Annotated in this window: 11 protein-coding genes; 8 read left to right on the plus strand and 3 right to left on the minus strand. The window is 64.3% G+C overall.

Features of this window, described 5'->3' with window-relative positions; translation table 11 throughout:
- The first annotated feature begins 4 nt into the window (after positions 1 to 4).
- The 6 genes from ACOKS3_RS16890 (at position 5) to ACOKS3_RS16915 (ending at position 5,852) form a co-directional block, all read left to right on the plus strand.
- Positions 5 to 991 (plus strand): dipeptidase, encoded by a 987-nt coding sequence (locus tag ACOKS3_RS16890; protein ID WP_103447811.1) that lies wholly within the window; start codon positions 5 to 7, stop codon positions 989 to 991.
- A 55-nt stretch (positions 992 to 1,046) separates the two neighbouring features.
- A complete protein-coding gene (locus ACOKS3_RS16895; protein ID WP_422764082.1) occupies positions 1,047 to 2,597 on the plus strand; it encodes a BCCT family transporter in 1,551 nt (516 codons plus the stop codon).
- A 26-nt stretch (positions 2,598 to 2,623) separates the two neighbouring features.
- Entirely contained in the window at positions 2,624 to 4,333 is a 1,710-nt protein-coding gene (locus ACOKS3_RS16900) for a hypothetical protein (RefSeq protein ID WP_103447813.1), read from the plus strand.
- Between the two features lie 2 nt (positions 4,334 to 4,335).
- On the plus strand, positions 4,336 to 5,031 hold the full coding sequence (locus ACOKS3_RS16905) for a DUF3726 domain-containing protein (protein WP_422764083.1): 696 nt from the start codon (positions 4,336 to 4,338) through the stop codon (positions 5,029 to 5,031).
- 25 nt (positions 5,032 to 5,056) lie between these two features.
- Positions 5,057 to 5,431, plus strand: a complete 375-nt coding sequence (locus ACOKS3_RS16910) for a RidA family protein (protein ID WP_103447815.1) — start codon at positions 5,057 to 5,059, stop codon at positions 5,429 to 5,431.
- 154 nt (positions 5,432 to 5,585) lie between these two features.
- On the plus strand, positions 5,586 to 5,852 hold the full coding sequence (locus ACOKS3_RS16915; protein ID WP_103447816.1) for a hypothetical protein: 267 nt from the start codon (positions 5,586 to 5,588) through the stop codon (positions 5,850 to 5,852).
- A 42-nt stretch (positions 5,853 to 5,894) separates the two neighbouring features.
- Here the strand turns inward: ACOKS3_RS16915 and ACOKS3_RS16920 are convergent, their stop codons facing one another.
- Together ACOKS3_RS16920 and ACOKS3_RS16925 are read right to left on the minus strand one after the other, a co-directional pair.
- Positions 5,895 to 6,152 (minus strand): hypothetical protein, encoded by a 258-nt coding sequence (locus ACOKS3_RS16920; RefSeq protein ID WP_258035870.1) that lies wholly within the window; start codon positions 6,150 to 6,152, stop codon positions 5,895 to 5,897.
- 96 nt (positions 6,153 to 6,248) lie between these two features.
- Entirely contained in the window at positions 6,249 to 8,090 is a 1,842-nt protein-coding gene (locus tag ACOKS3_RS16925) for a potassium transporter Kup (protein WP_422764117.1), read from the minus strand.
- A 337-nt stretch (positions 8,091 to 8,427) separates the two neighbouring features.
- Here ACOKS3_RS16925 and ACOKS3_RS16930 point away from each other — a divergent pair, with 337 nt between their 5' ends.
- Together ACOKS3_RS16930 and panB are read left to right on the plus strand one after the other, a co-directional pair.
- On the plus strand, positions 8,428 to 10,281 hold the full coding sequence (locus tag ACOKS3_RS16930) for an ABC transporter ATP-binding protein (protein WP_422764084.1): 1,854 nt from the start codon (positions 8,428 to 8,430) through the stop codon (positions 10,279 to 10,281).
- A 123-nt stretch (positions 10,282 to 10,404) separates the two neighbouring features.
- Positions 10,405 to 11,220 carry a 3-methyl-2-oxobutanoate hydroxymethyltransferase gene (gene panB / locus ACOKS3_RS16935; RefSeq protein ID WP_103447818.1) on the plus strand — a complete coding sequence of 272 codons (816 nt, stop codon included), beginning with the start codon at positions 10,405 to 10,407 and terminating at the stop codon, positions 11,218 to 11,220.
- On the opposite strand, the gene ACOKS3_RS16940 is transcribed toward panB, so the two are convergent.
- Positions 11,208 to 12,632, minus strand: coding sequence for an aminotransferase-like domain-containing protein (locus ACOKS3_RS16940; RefSeq protein ID WP_422764085.1), 1,425 nt, complete (start codon positions 12,630 to 12,632; stop codon positions 11,208 to 11,210). The two genes, panB and ACOKS3_RS16940, sit on opposite strands and share 13 nt — an antisense overlap.
- Positions 12,633 to 12,732: the final 100 nt, after the last annotated feature.

Consider the following 12,732-nt stretch of genomic DNA (forward strand, 5'->3'; position numbering starts at 1 on the left):
CGCCATGCACGACCTCTTGATGATCGACGGCCTGCAGTACTCCAACTGGAGCCCGGAAATATTCCAGCAAATGCAGGCCGGTGGCCTGAGCGCGGTGCACGCCACCATCGCCTACCACGAGAACGCCCGCGAGACCTTGTCGCGCCTGGGTGAGTGGAACCGCCGCTTCGAAACCTGGCCCGAGCTGATCCGCCCGGTGCGCACGGCCAGCGACATTCGCCTGGCCCACGAGGAAGGCCGGGTGGGGATCTTCTTCGGCTTCCAGAACTGCTCGCCGATCGAGGACGACATTGCCCTGGTGGAGGTTTTCCGCCAGCTCGGGGTATTCATCATGCAGCTCACCTACAACAACCAGAGCCTGCTGGCCAGCGGTTGCTACGAGCGCGAAGACAACGGCATCAGCCGCTTCGGCCGCCAGGTGATCGCCGAAATGAACCGGGTCGGCATGCTCATCGACATGTCCCACAGCGCCGAACGCAGCACCCTGGAAGCCATCGAGCTGTCGAGCCGGCCAGTGATCATTTCCCACGCCAACCCGTCGAGCTTCCACGCCGCCAAGCGCAACAAGTCCGATGCGGTGCTGCGCGGCATCGCCGAAACCGGCGGGCTGCTGGGCTTCAGCACCTACCCGTTCCACCTCAAGGGCGCGTCGGACTGCAGCCTGGAAAGCTTCTGCGACATGGTCGCGCGCACCGCCGACCTGATGGGCGTGGAGCATATCGGCATCGGCACCGACCTGTGCCAGGCACAACCGCTGGCGGTGCTCGAATGGATGCGCAATGGCCGCTGGAGCAAGGACAAGGACTACGGCGAAGGCTCCAAGGACAACGCCAACTGGCCGGCACCGCTGCAGTGGTTCCGCGACAGCCGCGACTTCGGCAACATCGCCCAGGGCCTGCGTGCCCGTGGCTTTGCCGAGGCCGACGTGGCCAACATCATGGGGCTGAACTGGTTGCGCCTGCTGGAGACCGCCACCACGGCGCAGGCCTGAGCCCCTTGCACGGACAGCATCAACAATAACAACAATCGCAGGTTCCGGAGGCTTCATGAAAAACCCAACCACCCTGCAGGCTGAAGGCCAGGCCATGGGCCTGCCGCTGACGCGGGACATTGACTGGCCGCTGTTCCTGATCAGCGGCGGCTTCCTCGGCGCCTTCCTGCTGGCGGCGCTGATCGACATCGACACGGTGTCGGCGCTGGTCAACACCCTGTTCGCCTGGTCGACCAAGGCCTTTGGCCTGTACTGGCAGGTGCTGATGCTGGCGACCTTCGCGGTCAGCCTGGGCATCGGCTTCTCGCGCTGCGGGCGCGTGCGCCTGGGCGGCGTGGCCCAGCGCCCGGACATCAGCACCTTCAACTGGATCGCGGTGATCATGTGCGCCCTGCTGGCAGGCGGCGGCGCCTTCTGGGCCGCGGCCGAACCGCTGATGCACTTTGCCAGCCCGCCGCCCTTGTTCGCCGGGCTGCAACCGCACAGCGAGGCCGCAGCCACCGCGGCACTGGCGCAATCCTTCGTGCACTGGGGCTTCCTCGCCTGGGCGGTGCTCGGCAGCCTGCTGGCCATCGTGCTGATGCACCTGCATTACGACAAGGGCCTGCCGCTGGCACCGCGCACCCTGCTCTACCCGCTGTTTGGCGAGCGAGCGTTGAAGGGCCCGATCGGCACACTGGCCGATGCCAGCTCGATCATCGCCGTGGTTGCCGGCACCATCGGCCCGATCGGTTTCCTCGGCCTGCAGATCAGCAGTGCCATGCACGCAGTGTGGGGCCTGCCCAACGATATCGTCACCCAGTCGCTGACCATCGTGTTGGTCACGGCGATGTACACCGTGTCCTGCCTGGTAGGGCTCAAGGGCATCCGCTTCGTCAGCGAGATCAATGTCTGGCTGATGATCGGCCTGGCGCTGTTCATGGTGGTGTTCGGCCCAACGCTGTTCATCCTCGGCGGCTTCCCGGCGGCGTTCGCCCTGCATGTGGAGCATTTCATCCCGATGACGCTGTTCCGCGCCGACCCCAAGTGGCTGGACTGGTGGACGGTGTTCTACTGGGGCTGGTTCATCGGCTATGCACCGATGGTGGCACTGTACGTCGCGCGGATCTCGCGGGGCCGCACCATCCGCGAGATCATCATGACGCTGTCGATCATCGCGCCGCTGGTGACCATGTTCTGGTTCACCGTGGTCGGTGGTACCGGCATCGGCCTGGAGCTGCAGACACCGGGCATCGTCACCGCCCATGGCGCGCAGCCCGAAGACCTGCTGCTGGGGGTGACGCAGAACCTGCCGCTGGGCGGCCTGATCAGTGCACTGTTCCTGTTCCTGAGCTTCATCTCGGTGGCGACCAATGGCGATGCCATGGCCTTCACCGTAGCGCTGGCGATGTCCAGCAACGATAAACCGAAGAAATGGCTGTGTGGTTTCTGGGCCATCGGCATGGGCCTGGCGGCGGTGGTGCTGATCACCATTGGCGCGGGCGGCGTGACGGCCCTGCAGTCCTTCATTGTCATCACCGCGGTGCCGGTGTCGCTGGTGATCCTGCCAGCGCTGTGGGATGCCGTACGCATCGCCCGGCACATGGCCCGCGAACAAGGCGTCTGAACATGATCCATCCAGGTATGACAACAATGTCCAACAGCCTACCTGCATCACTGGCCTTGCGCCCTGCCGCCCAGGTCATGGACCTGGCCCGGCTGGGCAGTCACTTCCAGAGCCCGTTGAGCTTCGTGCGCAGCAGCATGCGGCGGATGATGAACCAGCGCTGGCAGATCCAGCGCAGCCGCTTCGACCTCGATGCGCAAGGCTTCGGCACCGCCATCTACCGCATCGACACACCGAATGGGCATTACCACTGCGTGATCTTCTCAGCCTACCTGCCGCCGGAAAAACGCAGCGACCGGGTGATTGCCGACCAGTGGGACGTTGCCTTCGTGCTGGTCGCCGGCGACGTCGACGCGGCGCAACTGGCCGACCTGCAGCGCAACGTGCCGCTGCAGGAGGCCGGCCGCTTCGATGCCCGGGTGCTGGTGCTGTCCCGGGCCAACCGCAGCCTGCGCAACTTCGACCGCTTCCTGGCGGCGCTGGCCGAAGGGCAGCAACCCGACCCGCACCAACTGGCCGAGGTCGGCTACCTCTACCGCACCACTGCGGTGTACGGCAACGGCAAGTTCGGCATCGCCGACTTCGGCTGCCTGCAGGACAACCCGGACTTCAACCAGCCGTTCAGCGCGCAGATGTTCACGGTCTACCTACTGCGCCATTTCAGCATCGAGCAGATCGAACACATGGCCCGTGCCCTCGATCCGCAGCGGGCCGTGCCACTGGCCCCGGCCCTGCAACGCTACCTGGGGGTCGGCAACGCCACCGGGCTGGGCATGGCGCCCTTCCTGATCAACCACCCGCAATTGCTGGAACGCTGGCTCAGCACCCGCGAAACCGCGCTGGCCCTGGCCTTGGCGCAACCGGCCGAGCCCGCCCGACTGGCGCGCCTGCAAGGCTTGCTGACGCGGGCCCGCCTGCACCTCAGCCAGACCCAGACCGAAGACCTGCTCCAGGGCCAACAGAACCGACAAACTCTGGCCGAGCTTGCGGCGCTGGCCGACTGGCTCGCTGACCAGCCTGCCGGCGATGATCTCTGGCCTCGGCTGCTGGCCTGGAGCGAAGCGCACGCCGGGCTGGGCTGCCAGGAGCTGCTGGTGAGCCTGCTGCTGGAGTTGTACCCCGAGCAGGTCACGCCGCTGGCCGAGCAGATGGGTGCCGACGAAGGCTGGCAACTGGACGCGCAGATGCCCCTGCGGCAGTTGCGCGGGCTAATCGAGCAGCAGTTTGCGTGGGCCCTGGCCTACGACTTCACTAGCGTGGAAGCCGAGCATTTCTTCTGGTACCGCTCGGCCGAGAAAGAGGAACCCCGCCTGGGCATGCGCGCCGAGGAACCGGGCGCGGAAAAGGAAATGCAACTGGGCATCGCCCGCAACATCCAGCGCTGCCACGCCGCCGTGCTTGAGCACCTGCAGGCTCATCCGCAGGCCCTGACCGCGCATTTGCTCATCGCTGCGCCTACGCTCAAGGGCACGGTGCGCCGCCTGCAAGGCATGGCGCAGAGTACCTACGGGGAAATCCGCGCCAACCTGCTGGACCGCGACATGCTGCCGATCCACCTGCTGCGCTGCAAGCTGGCGTTCTTCGGTGCGGGCAAGTTCGACCCCAAGTCGAGCCGCTGGGTACGCATCACCCTGTTCCAGGGCGCGCCGCTGGTAAGCGATATCGGGCTCAACGACATAGCCCAGCCGTTTGACGACGACTGGAACTTCGCGGTCATGCCGCAGGGAGCATTGTGACCATGCGTGTATCGCTCAACGAAATCCAGGTGATGTGCCGCAAAGCCTTCGAAGGCATGGGCTTTGCCCCTGGCGACTGCGAGGACGCGGCCGAGCTGGTGGGCTGGCTGCACTTGCAAGGGCTGGACGGCATTGGCGCACTGGCACAGGCGCTGGACCCTCTGCAAGGCGAAGCCAGCCAGCCTTTCACCCTGAGCTTCGAGGACAGCACCTTGCTGGTAATCGACGCCCACGGCCAGAGCGTGCTGCGCTGCGCGGCGACGGCAGTGGCGCTGATGCAGGACAAGGCGATGCGCCGTGGCCAGGCGCTGCTGCAGATCCATCATTGCCATAACCGCCTGCTACTGCTGGGCTACCTGAGCAAGGTGGCCGGGCGCGGGCTGCACGTGCAGGCCCGCTGGGAAGACGCACGCCAGCGCCACCTGGCCGACTTTACCGCAGGCGAGCTACGCCCTGTGCTGCGCAGTGATGCCCAGCCCGCTGCCGTCGAGGCGTTCGAGCAAGGCGTCACCGTGCTGTTCACCCGGCCTGCCGGCCCCCTCCCGATCGCGGGCGCCACACCGCGCACCGCGAACCAGGGCTTCATCGTCAATGAAGGCACCTGGCAGCGGCTCAAGCAACTGGCCGATCACATCCTCGTCGAAAGCACCGAAGCCTCGCGCCGCCATGGCGCAGGCGGCGGCAGCGATGCCGACTGACGCTGCACACTCAGGACCGAATTCAATGAAACAGGCAATCAAGACCGACCTATACGCCTCCAAGGCACCGCTGGAGTGGGCCGTCGTCGGCAACGGCACGCTCTATACCGCGCAGATCCCTATCGATGCCCAGGGCCAGGTGGTCGCGGGCGGCATCGAGGCGCAAACCCGCCAGACCCTGGACAACCTGCGCCACACCCTGGAGGCCGCCGGCAGTTCGCTGGATGCCGTGACCCAGGTGCTGATCTACGTCACCGACCGCAGCTACCTGGCCACGGTCAACCAGCTGTACGGCGACTACTTCCAGCCCCCCTACCCCAACCGCGCGGCGGTGGTGGTCGCGGGCCTGGCCCGCGAGGAGATGCTGGTGGAGCTTGTGGTTTACGCCTGCCTCTCATGAAGCACTGATCGACAGGCTTTCGCCCGCTAATGGTTGGGCCGGGGTTGGTTAAAGCGCCTCGTCCGAATAACCGAAAGTTTTTGCAGAGCGGTGCAACCTTCGCCAGTCACACGTGAACACAGAACGTTCTGTGTCTGACTTGAGGTAACCGATCATGGCTAACAATCAAGACAAAGATAGAAACCAAGGTGGCAGCCACCAGTCCCATTCCGGCGATGCTGGCCAGAAAGGCGGCCAGGGTGGCATGGCAGGTACGCAGAAAGGGGGCCAGCAGTCCGGGCAGAAACCTGACGACAAGATGGACAAGGATTGGGAAAAGTCCAGGGATACCGGGCACCAAGGTGGCCAGGCCGGCGGCAAGCAGACCCAAACTGACACCGGCCGCATGGGCGGCACCCAGCACAAAGACAAGGATCGTTGAGTCAACGGTTGGCACCGGGGCGTCGTCAGTTGCCCCGGTGCATCAGGTTTCTGCGGCGCACCATCCAGAACGCCCCCCTGAAGCGCTGTCCTCCCGCTCCCCTAAAAGGCCATTACGGCAGGCACAGGCGTAATCCGCTTCAGCCCGTGTTGAAAAGTTCAGCACCAGCCTGAGCTTGTCGATCGTGTCATAGAGGTCATAGCCGTTGCCCAGTGCTTTGGGGAAGCCTGCGAGCCTGGGCAGGCACTCCTTTTCCTGAGGTAGAGCGGGAACCACAACGAAGCGCGTCTGCATGACCATCCCTCTTCTTGGCAGCTCTTTAGTATTAGTTGCATTATGTGAAAGCATCAAGGCAACTCATACTGAATTTTCGCTCCCGGTGGCACAGCAGGGGCCTCACATCTCCACTTGGGTCCCGAGCTCGATCACTCTGTTCAACGGCAGCTTGAAGTACCTGAGGGTGCTGTTGGCATTCTTCAGCAGGAACGCGAACAGGTGCTCACGCCAGCGCGCCATGCCCTGCTGCTTGCCGGCAATGACCGTTTCACGGCTGAGGAAATAGGTGGTGCGCATGGGGCCGAAGTCCAGGCCTGCCCGCTGGCAGCGGCTCAGCGCCAAGGGCACGTCGGGTTCCTCAATGAAGCCAAAGTGCAGGCAGACACGGAAGAAACCATCACCAAAGGCCTCGACCTCGCAGCGCCTGGCGACGCTGACTCGCGGCTCGTCTTCGAACACCACGGTCAGCAACACAACTTGCTCATGCAGCACCTGATTGTGCAACAGGTTGTGCAGCAGCGCATGGGGCACCGCCTCTGGCCGCGCGGAGAGGAACACAGCGGTGCCACTCACCCGGTGCGGCGGCTGGGCCTGCAGGCTGGCGATGAACAGTTCCAGCGGCAACGAACTCTCGTCCAGCCGCTCGACGATGATCGTGCGACCGCGCTTCCAGGTGGTCATCAGCACGAACAGCGCCACCCCGGCGATCACCGGGAATGCACCGCCCTGGAAGATCTTCGGCGCATTGGCGGCGAAATACAGGCTGTCCACCAGCAGGAAGGCCAGCAACATCGGCACCGCCAGCCAGCGTGGTGCCTTCCACAGCAACAACACCACCGCCGACGCCAGCAGCGTGGTGATCAGCATGGTGCCGGTCACAGCCACGCCATAGGCCGCCGCCAATGCCCCGGACGACTCGAAGCCGACCACCAGCAGCACCACCCCGACCATCAGCGCCCAGTTCACCATGCCGATATAGACCTGCCCCTGCTCCTCGCTGGAGGTGTGCTGGATGAACATACGCGGCACATAGCCCAGCTGGATAGCCTGGCGGGTCAGGGAGAAGGCACCGGAAATCACCGCCTGGGAGGCAATGATCGTGGCCAGGGTGGCCAGCCCGACCATCGGAAGCAGGGCCCAATCGGGCGCCAGCAGGTAGAACGGGTTGCGCACCGCCTGCGGGTTGCCGAGGATCAGCGCGCCTTGGCCGAAGTAGTTCAGCACCAACCCCGGCAGCACCAGCAGGAACCAGGCCCGAGCGATGGGCTTGCGGCCGAAGTGCCCCATGTCGGCATACAGCGCCTCGGCGCCGGTCAGCGCCAGCACCACCGCGCCGAGAATGGCCACGCCCATGCCCGGGTGCAGCACGAAGAACTTCACCGCCCAGGCCGGGTTGAGCGCCTGCAGCACCTCCGGGCGCTGCACGATGCCGTGGATGCCCAACGCGCCGAGCACGACGAACCACAGCACCATGATCGGCCCGAACAGAATGCCGATGCGTGCGGTGCCGTGCTTCTGGATCAGGAACAGCGCCACCAGCAGCAGTACCGCCAGCGGCACGACCCAGTGCTCGATGCCGTCGAAGGCCAGTTGCAGTCCCTCCACGGCCGACAGCACCGACACCGCCGGGGTGATCATGCTGTCGCCGTAGAACAGCGCGGCGCCGAACAGCCCCAGCAGCACCAGCACCTTGCTCAAGCGCTTGTAGGGCGCTGCGGCTCGGTGTGCCAATGCCGTCAGGGCCATGATGCCGCCCTCGCCCTGGTTGTCGGCGCGCAGGATGAACAGCACGTACTTGAGCGACACCACCCACAGTAACGACCAGAACACCAGCGACAGCACACCGAGCACACCGGCGCTGTTGGCCTGCACGCCGTAGTGCCCGGCGAAGACTTCCTTGAGGGTGTACAGCGGGCTGGTGCCGATGTCGCCATAGACCACGCCGACTGCGGCGACGAGCATGCCGATGGCGCTGGACTTGCTGGGTTGAGATGAGTTTGCTGCGACGGCGGACTGGCTCACGAAAGGGCTTCTCTGGACTGGCGGTTGGATATGCATGCCATCCCTGAGCATCGCGCGGTGAGTATCCTTGCAGGGCGACGGTTCAGTCGTAAAAAGAGCGTAAAAAATCAGGGGCATGGGGTTTTTGGGGGTGTTCGCCTCGGGAGGTTCAGCGCCTATGAGATCGAGCGCCGCCCGCGCGGCGCTCGATCTCATAGGCGCTGCAAAACGCTCGACAGGCACTTGGTGGCCCCAGTGCTGTATGGTTATTGCTACCGAGTAACCCCCGGAGACCCTCATGTTCCGTACCTTTGAACGCTGGCTCGACCCCTTCCCGCCCGACGAGGTACCGCCGCCCCCGGTCGGCCTGCTGCGTTTCCTGTGGGCCTGCACCCGCGGCGCACGCGGGTATATCCTGGCGCTGGCGCTGTTCAGTGCCGGCGTATCGATCTACGAGGCCTGGTTGTTCTCCTTCCTCGGCCAAGTAGTGGACCTGCTCTCCAACTGGCAGGCCGGCGGTGGCGTGAGCCCGGAAGAAAGCCGTGTGCTGTGGGGCGTCGGCCTGCTGCTGATCGCCAGCATCGTGCTGGTGGCTCTGCGCACGCTGATGCAGCACCAGGTGCTGGCGATCAACCTGCCGCTGCGCCTGCGCTGGGACTTTCACCGGCTGATGTTACGCCAGAGCCTGTCGTTCTTCTCCGACGAGTTCTCCGGCCGGGTCACCACCAAGGTGATGCAGACCGCGCTGGCTGTGCGCGAGGTGCTATTCACGGTGATCGAGATCGTCCCGGGCATCGGTGTGTACTTCATCGCTATCATCGCCCTGGCCGGTGGCTTTGCCACCAAGCTGATGCTGCCGTTCATTGCCTGGCTGCTGCTGTTCGGCCTGGCCATGCTGTATTTCGTGCCGCGCCTGGGCAAGGTCGGCCAGGAACAGGCCCATGCGCGCTCGTCGATGACCGGCCGGGTGTCCGATGCCTACACCAACATCACCACCGTGAAGCTGTTTTCCCACTCCAAGCGCGAGGCGCACTTCGCCCGGGCGGCCATGGAGGACTTCAAGCAGACCGGGTTCCGCCAGATGCGCCTGGTCAGCCAGTTCGAGGTCGTCAACCAGGCGCTGGTGGTCGGGCTGATTTTCGGCGCTGGCGGCTACGCCTTGTGGCTGTGGCACCAGGGCCAGGTCGGTACCGGTGCGGTGGCGGCGATCACGGCCATGGCCCTGCGCATCAACGGCATGTCGCACTGGATCATGTGGCAGATGACCTCGCTGTTCGAGAACATCGGCACCGTACAGGACGGCATGGCCACCCTCACCCGCGGGCCCAAGGTGCAGGACGTGCCGAATGCCGGCGTGCTGGAAACCCGCGGCGGCGCGGTGACCTTCGACAACGTGCGCTTCAACTACAACGGCGAGCGCCAGGTGCTCGACGGCCTGAGCCTGAACATCCGTGCAGGCGAAAAGGTCGGCCTGGTGGGCCGTTCCGGCGCAGGCAAGTCGACCTTGATCAACCTGCTGCTGCGCTTCTACGACGTGGACAGCGGCGAGATCCGCATCGACGGGCAGAACATTGCCCGTGTCACCCAGGACAGCCTGCGCAGCGCCATCGGCATGGTCACCCAGGACACCTCGCTGCTGCACCGCTCGATCCGCGACAACATCGCCTACGGCCGCCCTGAAGCGAGCGATGCACAAATCCAGCGCGCCGCTGCCAACGCCCAGGCCGATGGTTTCATTCGCCAGCTCAGCGACCGTGACGGCCACAGCGGTTACGACACCCTGGTCGGCGAGCGCGGCATCAAGCTCTCCGGCGGCCAGCGGCAACGCATCGCCATCGCCCGGGTAATGCTCAAGAACGCCCCGATCCTGCTGCTGGACGAGGCCACCAGTGCCCTGGACTCGGAAGTCGAGGTCGCCATCCAGGAAAGCCTCGACGAGATGATGCAGGGCAAGACCGTGATCGCCATCGCCCACCGGCTGTCCACCATCGCTGCCATGGACCGGCTGATCGTCATGGATGAAGGGCGCATCATCGAGCAAGGTACTCACAGTGAGTTACTGGCGAAGAACGGTACCTATGCGCGGCTGTGGCAGCACCAGAGCGGTGGGTTCCTGGGTGAGGATCAGGGGGTGGCCGAGGCACTGGAGTAAGCCGGCAGCACGCATCGTGGAAAAACGTCTGTGCCGGTTTTCAGGTGAAATCTGTACATTGAGTTTGCATTACACGGCTCGATAATCAGGACACCTTTGGCCACCTGTCGAGACGAGACACTGATGAGCACGCCTATCCGCAAGAGACGACTGACGGTCCCACAGCTGGTCGCCATGAAAGGCCGGCAAAAGATCGTTTCGCTGACGGCATACTCCAGCGCGATCGCCAAGGTGATCGACCCCTTGGTCGATTTCATCCTGGTCGGTGACTCCACCGCAATGGTCGGCTACGGCCGCCCCTCCACCCTTGGCATGCGCCTGGACGAAACCATCGCCCACACCCGGGCGGTGGTCGACAGCACGCGGCTGGCCTGCGTAATTGCCGACATGCCGTTCGGCAGCTACCAGGAATCCCATGAACAGGCTTTTCGCAATTGCGCCCAGGTACTCGCCAGCACCGGCTGTGACGCCGTCAAGCTGGAGGCCAATCAGGCCTTGGCCAGTACCGTGGAATTTCTCGTCGCGCGCGGCATACCGGTCATGGCACACATCGGCCTGATGCCCCAGTTCGTCAATGTCATGGGTGGCTACAAGGCCCAGGGGCTATGCCCTGACAGCGGCGCGGCATTGCGCGCCGATGCCCAGGCCAACCTGCAGGCCGGAGCCTTCAGCCTGCTGCTGGAGGGGGTCGCGGAACCGGTTGCCAGGGCGATTACCGACGCCACCGACAAGCCTACCATCGGCATCGGTGCATCACCGGCTTGCGATGGCCAGGTACTGGTCACCGAGGACCTGCTAGGGTTGGGTGGCGATCATGTACCCCGCTTCGTAAAGCCTTATGCCGACGTGGCCCAGGTGATCCGCGAGGCGTGTACCCGCTTCGGTGACGAAGTGCGCGACGGGACCTTCCCTGAAATGCGCCACTGCTATGGCGTCTGAGCCTTGTCCTGAATGGCCTCGTCCTGGATCGCCCTGACCAGGCATTGCAGCGCCTGGGGAATGTCTTTGCTCCAGTCCAGCGTGTAGCACAGGCGCAAGTGACTGCGCCAAAGGCCACGTTGGCTGAAGACCTCCCCAGGCGCGATTACGATACGCTGCGCCAACAGCCGCTCGAAGACCCGGCGCATGTCCACCGAGCGGGTCGCTTCCAGCCAGAAACTCGCCCCGCCCTGCGGCTCATGGATATGCAGGCAACCTTGGCCATAGGTTTCCAGCAAGGCCTTCATGTGCATCATGCGCTCACGCAACAGGGCACGCAGCCGCTGCACATGCTGCTCGAACCGACGCGAAGTGAACAGTTTGGCGATGGACTTCTGGCGGATCGGCGACAAGCGGAAAGCACGCTCCAGAAACAGCTGCTGCAACTGTTCGGTATGACGTCGGCAGAGCAAGTAGCCGTAGGGTGCCTCCGAACCGATCACCTTGTCGAAGGTGGAGAACACCAGCAACCGGTCCGGGTCGGCGAAATCGCGGTAGCGTGGCGCCTCGGCCTGGAAGCAGAACTCGCCGTAGCCATCGTTTTCGAACAGCCACACATCATGCTCGGCCAGCCAGCGGCAGATCTGCTGCTTGTCTGCGGCCGGCATCAGGCCGCCTTGCGGCACGCTGGTCGCCGACGACAACACCGCCAGGCGCACCGGTTCGCTGTTCAGTACCTGGCGCAGCTGCTGCAGGTCGAAGCGCCCATCCTCAGCCAACGGCACTTCGATGATGGTCATGCGTGCGGCGAGCAGTTGCCTGAGCACCGCCCAGTTGCATGGCGATTCGACCAATGCCACCTTGCCTTCGAGATCCAGGGCACGCAGTGACAGTTCGAGGATACTGCGCAGATCAGAGCCGACGAACACATGCTCGGCCTGCCAGCAACGGTGTGCCGAGCGGGTATAGAGTTCCGCCAGCGCGCTGCGTAAAGCCATCTCGCCGAAGGGTTGGTAGAGCGGCGCATGGGAACGCGGGTACTGACGCGTGAGTTCGCGCTCGATCATCAACAGCGGTTTTTCCAGCGACAGCAATATGGCCGGGGCATCGCTGGCAAGGGCCAGCATGCCGGGCTGACGAGCACTGGCGAACACAGTGTCCAGCAGGCTCGGCGAGCGCTCGGCGCGCAAGGGCGTGCTGCTGGCCCGGGTGAAATAGCCGAGTTTGGGGCGTGCATGCACCCGCCCCTCGTCCTCAAGCAGTGAATAGGCATACTGGGTGCTGGAGACTGAAACGTTCAATCGCTGGGCCAGTTGGCGCAAAGATGGCAAGCGCTGCTCGATATCCGAGGGTGCCGCTTCGATCAAGTCGAGCAGATAGCGGTAGACCGCCTGGTAGGTGTAGCCGGATTTGTTGGTTTTCTTCGCATCCATACTCAAGCATCACGTGGCAAATGCTGCCACAGGTTACACGTAGATTCCCATCGGCCTGCTAGCGGTGGAGCAGCCACCGCCACGCAAGCCTTTGAGTTGA

Origin of the sequence: Pseudomonas sp. HS6-2 (assembly GCF_049325675.2) — a bacterium.
Taxonomy (GTDB): domain Bacteria; phylum Pseudomonadota; class Gammaproteobacteria; order Pseudomonadales; family Pseudomonadaceae; genus Aquipseudomonas; species Aquipseudomonas putida_N.